Annotated in this window: 16 protein-coding genes and 1 tRNA gene; 10 read left to right on the forward strand and 7 right to left on the reverse strand. The window is 58.9% G+C overall.

Annotated features, from left to right (window positions below; all coding sequences use genetic code 11):
* Nucleotides 1–76 precede the first annotated feature (76 nt).
* The gene (locus SB771_RS12380; RefSeq protein ID WP_175661815.1) at nucleotides 77–718 is read right to left on the reverse strand and encodes a hypothetical protein; all 642 of its coding nucleotides are present in this window, start codon (nucleotides 716–718) and stop codon (nucleotides 77–79) included.
* A 985-nt stretch (nucleotides 719–1703) separates the two neighbouring features.
* Nucleotides 1704–2081: a DUF3592 domain-containing protein gene (locus SB771_RS12385; protein ID WP_175661814.1), complete on the reverse strand. Its 378-nt coding sequence runs from the start codon at nucleotides 2079–2081 to the stop codon at nucleotides 1704–1706.
* A 1086-nt stretch (nucleotides 2082–3167) separates the two neighbouring features.
* Here SB771_RS12385 and SB771_RS12390 point away from each other — a divergent pair.
* From SB771_RS12390 to SB771_RS12420, 7 genes are all read left to right on the forward strand, one after another.
* Nucleotides 3168–4541: a tyrosine-type recombinase/integrase gene (locus tag SB771_RS12390; protein ID WP_175705090.1), complete on the forward strand. Its 1374-nt coding sequence runs from the start codon at nucleotides 3168–3170 to the stop codon at nucleotides 4539–4541.
* Nucleotides 4542–4908: 367 nt separating this feature from the next.
* A complete protein-coding gene (locus SB771_RS12395; protein WP_175705089.1) occupies nucleotides 4909–5136 on the forward strand; it encodes a DNA-binding protein in 228 nt (75 codons plus the stop codon).
* 141 nt (nucleotides 5137–5277) lie between these two features.
* Nucleotides 5278–5487, forward strand: coding sequence for a hypothetical protein (locus SB771_RS12400; protein WP_175705088.1), 210 nt, complete (start codon nucleotides 5278–5280; stop codon nucleotides 5485–5487).
* Entirely contained in the window at nucleotides 5484–7091 is a 1608-nt protein-coding gene (locus SB771_RS12405) for a YfjI family protein (RefSeq protein WP_175705087.1), read from the forward strand. The genes SB771_RS12400 and SB771_RS12405 overlap by 4 nt, the downstream gene beginning before the upstream one ends.
* A complete protein-coding gene (locus SB771_RS12410) occupies nucleotides 7091–7555 on the forward strand; it encodes a hypothetical protein (RefSeq protein ID WP_175705086.1) in 465 nt (154 codons plus the stop codon). Before SB771_RS12405 ends, SB771_RS12410 begins: the two co-directional genes overlap by 1 nt.
* 189 nt (nucleotides 7556–7744) lie before the next feature.
* Nucleotides 7745–7930 carry a hypothetical protein gene (locus SB771_RS12415; RefSeq protein ID WP_175705085.1) on the forward strand — a complete coding sequence of 62 codons (186 nt, stop codon included), beginning with the start codon at nucleotides 7745–7747 and terminating at the stop codon, nucleotides 7928–7930.
* Between the two features lie 22 nt (nucleotides 7931–7952).
* Nucleotides 7953–8654: a hypothetical protein gene (locus SB771_RS12420; RefSeq protein ID WP_175705084.1), complete on the forward strand. Its 702-nt coding sequence runs from the start codon at nucleotides 7953–7955 to the stop codon at nucleotides 8652–8654.
* 742 nt (nucleotides 8655–9396) lie between these two features.
* Here the strand turns inward: SB771_RS12420 and SB771_RS12425 are convergent.
* Nucleotides 9397–10095, reverse strand: a complete 699-nt coding sequence (locus SB771_RS12425) for an MAE_28990/MAE_18760 family HEPN-like nuclease (RefSeq protein ID WP_175705083.1) — start codon at nucleotides 10093–10095, stop codon at nucleotides 9397–9399.
* Complete coding sequence (locus SB771_RS12430; protein ID WP_175705082.1) at nucleotides 10092–11144, reverse strand: DUF262 domain-containing protein; 1053 nt, start codon at nucleotides 11142–11144, stop codon at nucleotides 10092–10094. Before SB771_RS12430 ends, SB771_RS12425 begins: the two co-directional genes overlap by 4 nt.
* Nucleotides 11145–11298: 154 nt before the next feature.
* On the opposite strand from SB771_RS12430, the gene SB771_RS12435 reads away from it, so the two are divergent.
* A complete protein-coding gene (locus SB771_RS12435; RefSeq protein ID WP_175705081.1) occupies nucleotides 11299–11763 on the forward strand; it encodes a phage terminase small subunit P27 family in 465 nt (154 codons plus the stop codon).
* A gap of 84 nt (nucleotides 11764–11847) precedes the next feature.
* Here the strand turns inward: SB771_RS12435 and SB771_RS12440 are convergent.
* From SB771_RS12440 to SB771_RS12450, 3 genes are all read right to left on the reverse strand, one after another.
* A tRNA-Arg gene (locus SB771_RS12440) sits at nucleotides 11848–11924 on the reverse strand.
* Between the two features lie 175 nt (nucleotides 11925–12099).
* Nucleotides 12100–12930, reverse strand: coding sequence for an undecaprenyl-diphosphate phosphatase (locus SB771_RS12445; protein ID WP_166722291.1), 831 nt, complete (start codon nucleotides 12928–12930; stop codon nucleotides 12100–12102).
* 221 nt (nucleotides 12931–13151) lie between these two features.
* Nucleotides 13152–13259: a hypothetical protein gene (locus SB771_RS12450; protein ID WP_006750334.1), complete on the reverse strand. Its 108-nt coding sequence runs from the start codon at nucleotides 13257–13259 to the stop codon at nucleotides 13152–13154.
* Nucleotides 13260–13417: 158 nt separating this feature from the next.
* Here SB771_RS12450 and SB771_RS12455 point away from each other — a divergent pair, with 158 nt between their 5' ends.
* A complete protein-coding gene (locus SB771_RS12455; RefSeq protein ID WP_175661813.1) occupies nucleotides 13418–14329 on the forward strand; it encodes an aldose epimerase in 912 nt (303 codons plus the stop codon).
* A 120-nt stretch (nucleotides 14330–14449) separates the two neighbouring features.
* The gene (locus tag SB771_RS12460) at nucleotides 14450–15142 is read left to right on the forward strand and encodes a peptidoglycan DD-metalloendopeptidase family protein (RefSeq protein WP_175661812.1); all 693 of its coding nucleotides are present in this window, start codon (nucleotides 14450–14452) and stop codon (nucleotides 15140–15142) included.
* Nucleotides 15143–15328 lie beyond the last annotated feature (186 nt).

The following is a 15328-nucleotide window of genomic DNA, read 5'->3' on the forward strand; positions in this document are numbered from 1 at the left end:
TCCTTGGTTCACGTAGTTGAGAAGGCGCACATCGGGGCCGGCCGTTTTCGCGTTCAGCCGCATGACCCGCGTGCTACTACATGGACGCTGGGCCGGGGGTGTCGTGAACGATCCCAGTGGCGGTGGCATCCGGCGCGGTTGATTCAGGCGATTCGGTCGGACTGGCGCCGATACTTTGGAGGCGGTCATATATCGCATCGAGCCGGACGGTGAGCAGGTCGACGTATTGCCGGAAGCACGCATCGATTTCCTGCCGGATGAGGCCCGTCAGCTGTTCGCCGATCATCGCCATTGCCTCGCGTGTGCTGTCCTGAATGTCGGCCGCGCCGGATGCCTGAGCGTCGGCCGGCGGCTCGTGCGCGTCGAGTACGCCGGACACCTTTCGCTGTTCCGACGCCAGCATGCCGAGGGTTGTTTCGTTCTGCGCATCGATCGTCTGCAGGATGCCGCGCATCTTCTCGTACGCCTTTTGCTGATTAAGCTGCAGGAAATGCTTGATCTGCTCGCGGGCCTCCTGGCGGGTTTTCGGCTGTGGCTGCGGGAGCGGCGGGTTCGCGGGGTGCGCCTGCGTGGCGGTGCCGGCGGTTGGCGTCGGCTGGGTGGCGTGCCTGCTCGGTAGTCGCTCCAGCAGCGCCTGTTCTTCGCCCGGCTCGAGTGGCCGCCCCAATCGCTTTTCCGCGAACTGCCGCAGCAGCGGGTCAAGTGCTTCATTGCTCATGGCTCACACCTCCTCGATGTCCGGCTGTGGCGCCGGTGCGTGCGGGGCGGGGTCGAGGTCGGATGGATGCGGCGCAGACGCGCGTGCGTCGGAGTGCTGCAACGGATATCGCATGATGTTCTCCCGGGAATGGATGCGCGACGGCCTTGCCGGAAATTCGGCAGGACTGCTGCAGGGACGAACTATGCGAGGGGTCTGTGAAATCGGTTGTCGTTGCGCCGGTGCGTGTTGATTGATCAATGAATTGCGTGATCGCTACGCTCACGATCGTGGACAACTACACGCGGGAATGGTTAACTTCTCGCGTCCACGCGAGCCGACCGACATCGCGAAGAACGAATCATTCAAGGGGCGCTTCCGGGGAAGAATGCCTAGACCGGCGAGCCCACCAGCTGACGAAGGTGGACTCAGCGGGGTAAGGTCCGGTGCCAACGATGCATTAGCCAGAAGACAAATCCCGCCACTGGACCCAAGCATATGAACGCCAAGAATCCCAAAGCAGCCGATAAATCGGCCTTGAAAAGATCGTCATTCCAGATAGAGGTGTAAATCAGATAGGTGGAAATCCACGTCAAGAATCCGGTGATACCGCCACCCAAACACGATGAAATCAGAGAAATACGCCAGTATTTCACGACCAGCAGATACAGTGGAATCGCAAACACTGCCGTTCCGAAATAAGCGATTGGGATGGAATACTTGAGTGATGTCGGGTCGCCGGTAAAGTACGACCACAGTAGACCGGGCACGAGGGCCGAAAGTGCAAAGGCAAGAAAGGGTATCCGGTGCATCGATGGAAGCAGCTACGCTGCTGCAAAAAGTTTATTGGTGCAGTGTGGGGTTCGTCAGGTACGACGCCCCACGGCTTTTCGACCATCAGAAATTGGGCCTTTTGTCATGTCACGGTCCGAAATAGTCATCCGTCAAGTTTTCGCCTACGTGACTGCGATTGGACGAAGGAAGCTCGGGTCGATAATGGCTGTGATCATTGTCGTGACGGAAGGTTGATCAATCCACAAACGATGAAGCCCAATCCGAAGACAGCGAAAAAAACCACATTCCCCCAGATCGCATCGAATCGATCGATTCTCGCTGTCTGAATCGGATTCTCGGCGAGATAACGCACCTGCGGTCGATCGCTGACAGCCATTTTCGACACGATCCCGCCCTGCGGATACGAGACGTGTTCCCCGGCCTTCGTCACGAACTCGATTTCCGGGTGATACCCGCCCGCGTTCAACTTCACCACTTCGCCGGGCACCATGATCGACGTCCGCATGAATTCGCGCGTCAGTTGGACGTTTATCGCCGCTGCGATCAAAAAACCGACTCCGATCACGACAAAGGCTACGGCTTTGTACATAAATGCGCTCGCTCGTTCGTCAGATAGCAGTCGAAATCATACACAACGAGGCCCTGCAAGCCGAACTACCTCACGACATCCCGTCCCGAAAAGGATTAGAACGCAAGCCTGTCGGAACGCACGATCGTCGGCCCGACGAAAATGACCTTTCGTAGCGACGATTGAGGGCCGTGCGGCTGCATCTTGAAATGCGGACGACACCAGTGTGGGCTCTTTTCGTGATGCGTATCGCCAGCCTCATCTTCCGCGCCAATTGGTTCCCAATCCAGAACGGCAGGTCCCACGATATGTCGATCGTATAAGTACTCGATCTCCGCGAGTCGCTCTCGATGCTTGCGCTGCCCTAGTCCCTTGAACTCCCTCGGCGCCCGACTATATGCAAGATCGGCCTCGACACGCGCATCCGGAAGTTTCAGATACAACATCCGTTCTACGACGTAATCGAAAACCTGCCGCCAGTACGCAAGAGCCGCCTCGCGCCTCTGGTGGGCACATTGGCTGTTTAGATTCCTCGAGAATCCATTTAACTGTGCGATCCGCCCCATCCAGCGGATAGGTGATCAATTGCGTAGAAAGTCGCCGCTACTGAACTCTTGCCAAGTTGCCATCGTCAACTGGTCGCCGGTTCTGTTATATCTCCGGCGGCGCGCCGTCGATATCGTGCCATATCCCAGGCTAATCAGACACACAGCTGCAGCAGCTTCCCACACCAGCCTGCGGCGCCATCAATCGCTTTTAAACGACCCTTCTGACATGGATCGTGCTGGATCTGCATTGATCGCAAACACCTACACGGCACCTACACGGAATTTTTTGAGGATTGGGGACAGGCTTACAGATTAAGCCAACCCATTGCTTCGACTGGCCCGCCCTACACGATTCGAACGTGTGACCTACGGCTTAGAAGGCCGAAAGACTAGGCATTTGCTGGCGTTGATGAACATTGCCAAAAATCCTCAAATCCCTTACCTGATAAGGCTTTCGCAAGAAATCCACCTCACCAGCCCGTTGACATGTGTTGATCAGAATCGCCAAAATCGGGTTCCGGATTGGTTCCGGAATTTACCCTAAGTGAGGGCGGCGACAATGGCAAAGGTCAATTTCACGGCGGGCAAGATAGCGGCACACACCTGCCCCGAGGGCAAATCCGAAGCCTTCCTGTGGGACAGCGGCGCGCCCGGTCTCGGTCTTCGCGCAAACGCGGGCGGCACAAAACGGTATGTGCTCCAAGCGAAATTGCGCGGCTCACTTGTACGCATCTCGATTGGCGATCCATCCGTTTGGAGCATCGAGAAGGCACGCGTTGAAGCACGCCGCCTGAAAACGCTTCTCGACGGTGGTGTAGACCCGCGCGAACAGGCAGCAGAACACGCCGCCGCCTACGAAGCGCGGAAAGCCGAAGCCAAGCGACAAGATGCGACCGTGCACGAAGCTTGGGCGGCTTACCTTGACGCAAACCGTTCGCGATGGAGCGAGCGCCATCTTTTCGACCATGAGAATCTGGCACACGCTGGCGGCGAGCCGAGAAAGCGCGGAAAAGGCGTGACGGTCGCGGGCCCGCTCGCCGCGCTTATGCCGTTGAAGCTGTCGACCTTGACCGCCGACGTGGTCGCCGCATGGCTCGCATCCGAATCGCTAACGCGCCCGACAAATGCCGAGCAGAGTTATCGGAAGCTGCGCGCCTTCATCCGCTGGTGTAACGACCGGCCGGAATACGGCGGCATCATTGCGCCAAACGCATACAACGCGCGCGCCGTCAGAAGCGCCGTACCGCGTACCAAGGCGAAAGATGATTGCCTGCAACGGGAACAGCTACCGGCTTGGTTCGACGCCGTCCGCAAGCTCGGCAATCCGGTCATTGCGGCATATCTGCAAGCGTTGCTCATCACGGGCGCGCGCCGCGAGGAAATGGCGGCACTCCGATGGACCGACGTCGATTTTCAATGGCGCTCGCTGTCCGTCGCCGACAAGGTCGAAGGTTCGCGCACCATCCCGCTCACACCGTACCTCGCCAGCGTCCTGCGGGAGCTCAAGCGCTTGAACGACACGCCGCCGAACATCCGTCAAATACGGGACTTGACCGCCAAAGGCGAATCATGGTCGCCCTCTCCTTGGGTTTTCGCGAGCAAGAAATCGGCGGACGGAAAAATCGCCGAGCCGCGTATCGCGCATAATCAAGCGCTCGCGATAGCCGGCCTTCCTCATCTTAGCCTGCACGGCCTCCGGCGCTCGTTCGGGACGCTTGCCGAATGGGTCGAATGTCCAGTTGGTGTCGTCGCGCAAATTCAGGGCCATAAGCCGTCGGCAATCGCTGAAAAGCATTACCGCCGCCGTCCGATCGATCTGCTGCGCATGTGGCACGACAAGATCGAAGCGTGGATGCTTGCCCAAGCTGGTATTGAATTTTCATCGGCTCAAACCGCGACGCCGTTGCAAATTGCAGCCGGCCACGATCAATAACTATCGCCCGATAAAATCGATATAAAAATATCATCAAACCGATGCAATCACACCCGCGCGTGTGATTTTTTGCGGTGCGATAGCACGTGCCGCAACGTGTTCCATACTGAAACACATTGTTTCAGCGTGTTTCACGTCCGCGCAAGGGCCATTTTCAGACAGCAACAATCGTCCGTGCGAACGTCTACATTTTTACACTGAAATACATTACTCAAGACGTAACCGATTGATTTTAAATGACCCTGTCACGCGAAATAATCGGCACAGGTAACCGTTGATACACAATATCCGGCGCGCTTTGAAATTCCCGATTGTCGAGCAACAATGAATCACACGACTCAACGCAGGCAACAGGGAGAAAGGGAAAATGAAAAACGAGCACGCCGCTACTGACATCAGAATGACACTGCAAGCATTCGGTGTAACGGGAACGGTCACGACGGCAGTCGCCGCCGTCGCATTGAACCGTAAAGAACAAACCCTCCGCAAATGGGCATGCGAAGAAAACGGCCCGATTCGACCCATCCGGATTAATCGTCGCTTGGCGTGGAAGGTTGCTGACATCAAAGCCCTGCTTAATCAAAACCACCAGTGAACGGCAAACGTCGATTTTTTTCATCGACGCATATGATTTCGACTCCTTAATCAGACATCCTTGAATCACGCCTAACTCAATTACCGACACAACCATTCCGTTGATACGTCCAGCAGATATCTTTTGTGATCGTGGAAAATCATGAATATCGATCGCCCTACCGCTGTTAAATCAGAAGCATCACAAGCACTCAAATCGCGAGTCGAAACGCTGATCGACCGCGAGCTTACTCGATACCGTGTTTTACATGGCCCGAACAACTGGCGCGAACACGGTGACTGGATTCGCGAAAACGTAGTCGCCGCCGCGATCCAATGGATGATGCGCCAAGCCCGGGAGGGAAAGCTGTGAACGAACACATCTCGGATGACGTATATGCGGACGCCGTCGAAACCGATGCAAACGCGAAAGCACGTAACGTCCAGCGAGCAACGCAAGAAGTAGAAGAAGCGCATGAACCGACCATTGAGCAAAGAAGCGGCATGAGCCTATGGCCCCACCCGCAGCCGCTCATCGTCAATATTGAGCCGATGGAATATCCCGTCGAGGTGCTGCCATCTTGCATCCGCGCCGCTGTCGATGAGGTTTGTGGCTTCGTTAAGGCCCCGCTACCGCTGGTTGCGTCGTGCGCCATCGCGGCATTGAGCCTTGCGATACAAGCGCACTTCGATGTGAAGAGAGCCGATCGACTAATCGGGCCCGTCGGCTTGTACGTAGTCGTCGTGGCCGACAGCGGTGAACGAAAATCAACCTGTGACAGCTTTTTCATGCGAGCTATTCGGGAATACGAAGCCGAGCAGGCGCAGGCCGCGCAACGTTCCCTGAGCGACTATCGCGCCGACATTCAGGCGTGGGAGTCGAAGGTCGGCGGCGTCAAGGAGCACATCCGGCAAGCCACAAAGGGCGGAAAGTCGACGATTGCCCTTGAAGAAGAGCTACGTAAGCTTGAGATCGCAAAACCACAGGCACCGCGCGTGCCGCGCCTCCTTTATGCGGACGCGACGCCCGAAGCACTTGCATTCTCACTGGGCAAGCAATGGCCGTCTGGCGGCGTTGTATCTTCCGAAGCGGGGTTTGTTTTCGGCTCGCACGGGATGGGCGCGGATTCGGTCATGCGTAACCTCTCAATGCTGAATCAGCTTTGGGACGGTAACACCTTGACCATCGATAGGCGCACGTCCGACTCGTTCACGGTGCGCGGCGCACGCCTGACAGTCGCATTTCAGGTTCAGGATGCGACGATTCGCGCATTCTTTCAGAAGACAGGGGCACTCGCGCGCGGTACCGGCTTCATGGCCCGATTTCTCGTAGCGTGGCCGCAATCAACGCAGGGGTGTCGCCCTTTCACGGAGGCACCAGAAAACTGGCCACACATGGAGGCGTTCAATCAGCGCGTGAAGGAAATCTTGAACCAGAGCGCGCCGGTGAACGAGCATGGCGAACTCGAACCCGCGCTACTGTCGCTCGACCCAGCCGCGAAAGAGGCATGGGTGCGGTTTCACGATGCCGTCGAGGGGCAGCTATCGAGCGGCGGCGAGCTTTACGACGTGCGCGACGTGGCGAGCAAGTCAGCAGACAACGCAGCACGATTGGCCGCGCTCTTTCACGTATTTAGCGGCGCGACCGGGTCGATTGGTTCGGATGCCTTCGAGAGCGCATCGAGCATCGTTGCGTGGCACCTGTCCGAGTCGAAACGCTTCTTCTCCGAACTTGCGGTACCTGATGGCGATATTGACGCGGCGCGATTGGACGCTTGGCTGATCGAGCATTGCAATGTGCAGCGTACGCGCGCCGTCGATAAAAGCCGAGCGATGCAATTTGGACCGCTACGCAATGCCGCGTCGTTGAGCGCCGCATTGCAAGCGCTGGCGACGCTAGACCGGCTGCGCGTCGTCAAGGAAGGAAAGAAGGCCGTTATTCACCTGAACCCGGCGCTTATCAACGGGGGCGCGTAATGAGCCTTGCCGACCTGATCTACAAAAAACGTCGCGGCGGAATCGCTAATGCTAATCGTGCTAATCCTGCTAATGGAGAGGGCCGAAGCGGCGGAGAAGTTAGCAACGTTAGCGACATTAGCGTTAGCAAGGTCCATCAGGGTGCCGACGGCGCACTCAACCGTCCCGAGATTCCCGCCGACTGCGTTGGTGCGCTGCGCGACCCGAACGGCGGACTGTATCTGCCCTGGGGGCCATACTTTAGCGTGGACGATGTGCGCCGGATGCGCACAGAACTGATCGGCATGGTCGAGGAACTATCGGCGCTTGAGGGTTGGGCACACTCGCATCGCGAGAACGTACTTACGCGGGTCATACGCGGGCCACTGGCTGATCTGTTGCCGAATATCGCGTACTTCCGCGAACGACTCGAAGCGGCCCATGCGGAAGCCGCCGCACGCGCCGTTCTTGATCGTCGCGCCTGACAGGGGTTCGCTAATTTCGAGACGGGCCGATGGTCAACGGCAAGTAAAGCGGACGCCCGGCTATGGAGGGTTCCCGACAAGCAGCAGCGTTCAACAGCGGCGACACGTCGGACATGCAGGACGATTTATGGGCACGGGGCAAACCGAATCGAACAGACGTACTACCTGTACAAATAGGAATCCGAAATCATGAAAATATCCGTACCGAAATGGCTTTTTGAACGGTTGCATTTTGACGAGACACGAGGCGAATACAGCATTTTCATTTGGCCCGGTCCGGACGGCCGGACGCCGCCCCAAGTCATAAAGCCCGGCCCGGTGAAGTACCGCGTCGAAATCCGTCCCGAAGGTTACATCGAGTTGATCCCGCGCTAACGCGCCTTTTTGGAGAATCGCTATGAATCCGCTGAAGCGTCCCTTGCCCGAACGCCTCGAAGCCCTTGAAGCGCTCGCAAACGATGCCGGTCTCACCGGCGAACTTGAAGCGAAACAGCGTGCCAAGGTTGACGAGCGCCGAGCCGAACTGGCGCGCGAGAGGAAAGCTTTACGGAAACCCGAACGCGAACTAGCGGCTGCAACGGAGGAAGCAACCCGTGCGCGCATCGCGCTCGACGCGGCACAAACGGCATTTCGCGACGCCGACCGAGCAGACAAGCAAGCCACGGCACGGGTTGTCATGATGGAGAGGCAGCACGAAGGCGCGCAGCAGCGCATCCTGACCGAACTCGAACGTACCGCGCCGCCCGAACTCTGCGAGGCGCTGGACGACCTATCGGACGCGGATGACCTTCTGCGCGCCGCAGTTCGGACCGACGTATTCACGGCGAAAAACTGGCTTGGCGCTCGCATCGGCAACGTCACGACGAACATGCCCGAAATCAAGGCGGCTCGCGAGAAAATCGCCGAGGCACAACGCGGCGTTCGCGCGCTTGTTCACGACGGCTCCATTTCGAGCGGGGAACTGGTGTTGCGCGCGCGCGCATACGTGGATGAGGCACTTCAGCCGATGTTCGAATTCGTGCCGCGTCAGAAGTGGGAAACGCGCCGTTCGCGACCGCACGGCGACCTGTTGGCCGAAGTCGCGGGCTACGGGAACTAGCTGCGGGCTGGGGGCGCGCATTGGGGGGGCGCGTGCGTCCTGTGCGCCGCCTGCCGTTCGCTAGCGCGTTGATTTCATAACAGAACGCAATTTTGCGTTTTGCTAATTCGGTCGAACGGCAGCGCACAATATGCCTGCCGCGAGGCCGTCGCATTGTGGCGCACATTGGCATGCTGGGCATGGTCACGCGCGACCGCCAAACGTCCGGCGATGGAGCCGGCCCGTGCTTGGCGCATTACGCTGGGAGACGGCCATCGGCCGGCAGGGGCAAGGTCATGTCGGCCTGTCGGCGCATGGCGGTGCACGCCTGCCGGTCGGCATGCGACGTGCGCACCGCTGGCGCAACGGCGGGCCGGGAAGTGGGCGGCGGCGTCAACGCCTGCCGTCCGAATGCGCGGCTACGCGCGTGGCGTACGAACGTACCGAGAAGCGGACCGATTTCAGGCGTTTCAGGCCGCCGACGTGCGCGCCGATACGCGCACCTTGGCCGACGCGCGCCGGGTCGCGCTGACGGGCGTTGCGGGCCAGCTGTGCACCCGTATGAGGATGGGTGGGGGCTTCCAATCGCCCGCGCGAGTGGTCCGAGGATCGTGGCGCAACCCGAAATTTTATGCAGTCAGCCGAGAAACCAAATTTTCAGCCCTTCATAGATTCGCGGGAGATGAATGTTGCTTACCGACCGAAGCCGAATGCTGGACCATGCGCCACTTCATTGGTAGCTTTTGAGGGGCTCAGCGGCGATTCATACCTGCTTTGCTTCGTAAGTCGCTCTTGCCGGCGCCGCTATAAACTGATAGCTGTCTAGGTAATCGGTCAACGTGTTGAAAATATGCTCGATCGTCTCGGACACAATTTCCCAGTTCCGCTTGAGAACAGGTGATCGACTACCTGCGGCCACTTCGCTGGCGCTTTTGCGTCCGTGGGCAACTGCATTTCTTTTATCCACAATTGCATCGATGTGACCAGCATATGCCATATCGGGAAGCGGCGGCGCATCTATTCCGAGGCAATCAAATAGCTCCGAAATAGTCTTGACCCAAATATTCTGAAGCTCATCAGAAAATACAGCCGCACTAACGACACATTTATCCTCCGAAAAAATTTGATCGACAAATTCAATTCGCTTGCTCCATTTTTTCCCGCGCCCGGCATCTCGAATAGCCATAAATCCGCCCGCCATTGTGACAACATGGAAGCGTGGAGAAAAATGACGATACTCGATCTCGTAGGCGGATATTAGCGTCAGTACGCGCTGCGTAGCATGATTAACCGCGAATTCTAGGCATGCGTAAAGATGTACAAAAAAAAGACCGCGAAGGCCAAGCACCGTCGGATCATCCTGAGCTGGAGGAGCAGCCTCTAACTGAATGATCAGATCAAGGGTTAATCTCGCTTCAATGAGACGCGACAGCGCCTCATTTCTTTGGGCCTCTAACTTCATTTGACCACATTCAAGATAAACTCAATCCGCTCCGCCACCCGGCGGCGACTGTTAGTGGCCGCAGTTGTAAATTCACGCAATTCTGCGGAATTTATGGCCCCTTCGATACGTCCTTTTTTGGGATTTCGTTTTCCACGGTAACACAAGGCGACGCCTACCGCAGCAGCCTCAAAGAGATTGATGGGGGTGATGCTGCGATTTCCGCGAATAATGCCTCGCGGCAACTCGGTCGCCAGAAATTCGAAAGTTTTTTTGAATATGCTTTTTTCTTCTGACGTTAGCTTGCTCTGCAAGCGCGCCTTCATATAATCATTAAGAAAACCCTTGACAGAGTGATCGAAATTTTGATAGTTATTCATGAAGGCAAAAAAGCGCAAAACAAGCTCCTCTTTGCTGCCGTTCTTCTCGTCTGCTGGCTTTAATTTAATTACACTCTCAAAATTAGGGTCGACAGCACACTCCTTCAAATCGTCATTGAAAGGACCACGGTAAACACAGTTCCGAATTTCTTGATCTGTCAGGGAAATGCCGCCCGTGTTCAATCTTTCGAATAAGTCGAATCTAACACTCATGTCACTTTTGTCATTCAATACGGTGACTCGAATGGGACGAGTTGTAAACATGAGCTGCATCGGACCGGGCAAATCAGCGAACTTTAAATCAACCATATCGGGAAGCTTTTCAAGGCCGGCAATCTGTAGTGCGGTGTCTCGGCCTATAGCTTTAAGCAACTCAGGCGTACCGACGAAGTGCGCTAATGTGCCAATGCGTTGCACACCATCGACCACCTCCCAAGTGGAGTCCGGATTTGTAGCCATAAATAGGCTTGGAATCGGAATACCAAGGAAAGCTGATTCGATTAGTTGCGACTGACGTTCCAGGCCCCAAACAAACTGACGCTGGTACTCGGGGGGGACAAAGATATGTCCAGCCTCATACATGTCTAGAAGCTGTTTAATAGTTACGTCGTAGCTGTCGAATGAAACGAGGCGCCGTTCTTTTTGCAGTTGATCTTGCAAACGAACGATCTTTTTGCTGTTGGTCGACATTACCGGTCATCCTGTCTGGTGAAAGTGTGGTAGTGCTTTGCGCGTCGTCTTGAGCGGCGCTCGCCGTCCGCCATGATAACGCCTACCGGCATTTCTAGACGCGGTTGTCGAGGCCCCATGCAATGCTCAATGGCCCAAATTTTCGGGAGGAATCATGCATCGCAAATCAAATGCATCCAAGGCGCTCGCCGGAACGTTGCGTACTGACCGCCTCAAAGGCATTGCGGCCGATCAATTGACCGTCGCGCCGCCCCCGCCGGACGGCATGTCATCGCGTGCGGCTGCGGAATGGGACCGCGTCGCGCCGCTCGTCGTGAGTTTGGGTCTGTTGAGCGCTTCCGACCTGCGCGCGCTCGAACTGCTTGCAGAAACGTTGGCGACGGAGGCGCAGTTGCGCGAGACGCTGGACCGTGAAGGGTTGACGATTGCGACCGGAACCGGCGGAAGCAAGGCGCATCCGGCGCTACGCGCGCTAAGCGATGCGCGTGCACAAGCGGCCCGGCTGCTCGATGCGTTCGGCCTGAGTCCGCGCGGACGGCAGGCTATCGATGCGCCGCCGCCGTTGCCCGCTGAAAATCCCTATGCCGCGTTCGTGAAGTCGGTTCGGCCGCAACGTTGAGCAAGTCAGGTTCCGGATTGGTTCCGGACTCCCGAAGGAGCTAAAAGCGCGGCCACAAAAAACCGGCTAACCCATTGATTTCACTGGCCCGCCCTACACGATTCGAACGTGTGACCTACGGCTTAGAAGGCCGTTGCTCTATCCAACTGAGCTAAGGGCGGTCGAGGGAAAAGACACGGCCACAAAAACCCGGACCGCATTTAACGCACGAAGCTTCGAGCCAGCTCCAACAACCACGAACTCAAAGCCCCGAAACGAAACGGGCCCGGCATGAAGCCGAGCCCGAAATTATACCCGATCATCGCGCCATATCACGCGACACCGGCGCCGCAACCGTCAAACCGGCTGCGGATGCATCATGAACCAGCCGAGGAAGAACACGCCGGCGATCACGCAATACACGCCGAACGAAGCCAACCGCCCGCGCCCTTCGAAATAGCGCATCAGAAACCGCACGCTCAGATAAGCGGCAATCGCCGTCAGCACACCCCCGAGCAGCGCGTCCATGAGCTGGTCGCGCGCATGAAAGAGCTTCGGCAACTCGAGCACGCCCGCGGCGAAGATGATCGGCGTGCCGAGCAGGAATGAAAACTCCGCCGCCTTCTCCGCCGTCAGCCCGGCCACATTACCGGCGATCATCGTCAAGCCGCTGCGCGAGAAACCCGGAATCAGCGCGCCGATCTGCGCGAGGCCCACGAAGAACGCCTGCTTGAACGTCATCTTCTCCGGCGCCTGGTGCGCACGGCTGCGCTGGATGCGATCGCCGACCCACAGCAGCACGCCGTTGATGATCAGCGCGACCGCGACGATGCGCAGATCGTGGAACACGCGCTCGAGGCGCTTCTCGAGCAGCAGGCCGACGATCCCGGTCGGGATCGTGCCGATGATGAGCGCCCACATCAGGTGCCCGTCGTCGTTCTTGCGGCCGCCGAGCTGCGCGAAGAAGCCGCTGATCAACGCGATCCAGCGCGCACGGAAATACCACAGCAGCGCGAGCGCGGTGCCGAGGTGCAGCGCGACGAGGAACGGCAGCAACTGCGGCGCATGCTTGTCGATGTGCATGCCGAACAACGCCGGCACGAGCAACGTGTGGCCGAGACTGCTGACGGGGAAGAGTTCGGTAACGCCCTGCAGGACGCTCAGGAATACCAGAAACCAGAGACTCACGCGTCGGTCCTTTTAGTGATGAGCAATCGGGTGAACAAGCGGACGACGCAGCGCGCGTCCGAAAAAACGCGCCCCGATTATGCCCAGCCAGGATTACCGCGCCAAGGCATTTGGCAGGTTATTGCGGCAATGCACACAAACGCTTGCAATTTGTAAGCGTTCGGAAAGCAAAAAGCCCGCCATTTGCATGGCGGGCCTTTCGATTCCGGCAGAAATTGCCGTCAGCGGCCGAGCTGGTAGAAAAACAATACCGTGCTGCCGGTGAACATGCCGAACAGTGCGATTCCCATTGCCATTGCCAGATCCATGGCCGCTCCTCGAAGTGTCATGACCCGGCAACCTCACCGGTTTAGAGGCATTATCCCGACAGCTGACAATCTGAAAAACTCGCGATTTCCCCGAGAAGGGTTTTCCCCGACCGCGTCGCGGCCCGATAATGGAGCGCGCCATCGCGCACCCCCGCCCACCCCGTTCATACCGATTCGCCATGCCGATCTTCCAGCAGCACGACATTCACGAACTTCACGCCGGCCCGTCGCTCGTTCGGGTCGCTCCGCAATTCGGCGGCCGCCTGCTGTCGTGGCACGTCGACGGCGAGCCGATCATCTTCTGGCCGGAAACGGCCGACTGGAGCAACCTCGCGCGCGTGCGCGGCGGCAATCCGCTGCTGTTCCCGTTCCTCGGCCGCCACCGCGTCGACGGCGAACTCGGCCGCTGGCGCGATGCCGCCGGCGTGGTCCGCGACTTGCCGATGCACGGTTTCGCGCGTGACCTGCCGTTCGCGGCACAACCGTCGGCTGATGGCGCCGCACTCACGATGACGCTGGAAGGCAACGAAGCGCTGCACGCGAGCTACCCGTTCGATTTCCGCTTCGAAACGACCTACCGGCTCGCCGACGCGCACACGCTGGAGGTCGCGCTCACCACGACCAACCGCGGCGACACGCCGCTGCCCTACTACGCAGGCCACCATTTCTATTTCGCGCTGCCGCACGGCGAGCGCGCGCAAACCACGCTCGAGCTGCCGCCCACGCACCGCTGCGCGCAGAACGCCGACGGCTCCATCAGCGCGCCCGAACGCGGCGACGCGCATTACACGCTCGACGATCCGGACATCCTCGACCGCTTCCACTGCCTCGACGGCGCGCCGTCCACGCCGGTGCGCATCGTGATGCCGGGTCGCCGCCGCACGATCGAGATCGCGCTCGACGTACCGGGCTCGATCCCGTGGTACGCGGTCACGACCTGGACCGAAAAGCCGGAATCGGACTTCTACTGCGTCGAGCCATGGCTCGGCCTGCCGGACGCGATCCACAACGGTCTCGGGCTGCGCATGCTCGCGCCGGGCTCGACCGAAACGGCCACGCTGCACATCCGCGTACTGCCGCTCGCCGGCTGATGCCATCGCACGCCGAAAGGCGCGCGGTGGGCGCGAAACTGCGGCGCTCGGGTCGAACCCGTTAAAATCTGACGTTTTGTATTGCCTGCCGCATCACGCGGCAGGGTTTTGCGAGGTTCAATGTTCGGAATAACAACGAAGCGACTCTTCGCGGCCGCCTGCGCTGCGCTGCTCGTCGCGTGCGGCTCCGCCCCCGTCGGCCCGGGTTACTACCGCGTCGAGCGCGGCGACACGCTCTACAAGATCGCGCGCGAGAATCGCACGTCGATGGCGAACATCGTGCGCTGGAACCAGGTCACGAACCCCGATGCGATCGAGGTTGGCCAGGTGTTGCGCGTCGCGCCGCCGCCCGGCACCACGACCGCGTCGACCACCGGCACCGGCAGCGCGGGCCGCAGTCGCCCCGCGCCTTCCGCGCCAGTCGAATCGGCCGTCAAGCCGGCCACCAGCATCGCGCTGATCTGGCCGGCCGCCGGCAACGTGGTGCGCACGTTCGACGGTTCGAAATCCAAGGGCATCGACATCGCGAACGCCGCAGGCTCGCCGGTGCTGGCCGCCGCGCCGGGCACGGTCGTCTATGCGGGTAACGGATTGCGCGGCTACGGCAACCTGATCATCCTCAAGCACAACGCCGATTACCTGACGGCGTACGCGCACAACCGTGCGCTGCTCGTGAAGGAAGGTCAGTCGGTCACGCCGGGGCAGACGATCGCGGAGATGGGCAACAGCGACAGCGATCGCGTCGCGCTGCATTTCGAGCTGCGTTACGGCGGCCGCTCGATCGATCCGGCACGCTACCTGCCGGCGCGCTGAACGCGCCCGGCATCGACGGGACGACACGCGATGCCGGCATGCATCGCATGTCGTCGCGAGGAGAATCGGGAAGATTGTGTCAGCGCTTGCGCAGACGGCCGGTGAAACGGCCGGACAACGGATCGACGCGGCTGGCGAACACCACCAGCGCCCCGATTCCGAACAGGCTGAACCCCGCAGCTATCA

Origin of the sequence: Burkholderia sp. SIMBA_051 (assembly GCF_046534915.1) — a bacterium.
GTDB lineage: Bacteria > Pseudomonadota > Gammaproteobacteria > Burkholderiales > Burkholderiaceae > Burkholderia > Burkholderia ambifaria.

Excerpts from the sequence above, each read along its gene's own strand:
- SB771_RS12380 (WP_175661815.1), bottom strand. The coding sequence starts at position 718 with ATGAGCAATGAAGCACTTGACCCGCTGCTGCGGCAGTTCGCGGAAAAG.
- SB771_RS12385 (WP_175661814.1), bottom strand. The coding sequence starts at position 2,081 with ATGTACAAAGCCGTAGCCTTTGTCGTGATCGGAGTCGGTTTTTTGATC.
- SB771_RS12390 (WP_175705090.1), top strand. The coding sequence starts at position 3,168 with ATGGCAAAGGTCAATTTCACGGCGGGCAAGATAGCGGCACACACCTGC.
- SB771_RS12395 (WP_175705089.1), top strand. The coding sequence starts at position 4,909 with ATGAAAAACGAGCACGCCGCTACTGACATCAGAATGACACTGCAAGCA.
- SB771_RS12400 (WP_175705088.1), top strand. The coding sequence starts at position 5,278 with ATGAATATCGATCGCCCTACCGCTGTTAAATCAGAAGCATCACAAGCA.
- SB771_RS12410 (WP_175705086.1), top strand. The coding sequence starts at position 7,091 with ATGAGCCTTGCCGACCTGATCTACAAAAAACGTCGCGGCGGAATCGCT.
- SB771_RS12415 (WP_175705085.1), top strand. The coding sequence starts at position 7,745 with ATGAAAATATCCGTACCGAAATGGCTTTTTGAACGGTTGCATTTTGAC.
- SB771_RS12420 (WP_175705084.1), top strand. The coding sequence starts at position 7,953 with ATGAATCCGCTGAAGCGTCCCTTGCCCGAACGCCTCGAAGCCCTTGAA.
- SB771_RS12425 (WP_175705083.1), bottom strand. The coding sequence starts at position 10,095 with ATGAAGTTAGAGGCCCAAAGAAATGAGGCGCTGTCGCGTCTCATTGAA.
- SB771_RS12430 (WP_175705082.1), bottom strand. The coding sequence starts at position 11,144 with ATGTCGACCAACAGCAAAAAGATCGTTCGTTTGCAAGATCAACTGCAA.
- SB771_RS12435 (WP_175705081.1), top strand. The coding sequence starts at position 11,299 with ATGCATCGCAAATCAAATGCATCCAAGGCGCTCGCCGGAACGTTGCGT.
- SB771_RS12450 (WP_006750334.1), bottom strand. The coding sequence starts at position 13,259 with ATGACACTTCGAGGAGCGGCCATGGATCTGGCAATGGCAATGGGAATC.
- SB771_RS12455 (WP_175661813.1), top strand. The coding sequence starts at position 13,418 with ATGCCGATCTTCCAGCAGCACGACATTCACGAACTTCACGCCGGCCCG.
- SB771_RS12460 (WP_175661812.1), top strand. The coding sequence starts at position 14,450 with ATGTTCGGAATAACAACGAAGCGACTCTTCGCGGCCGCCTGCGCTGCG.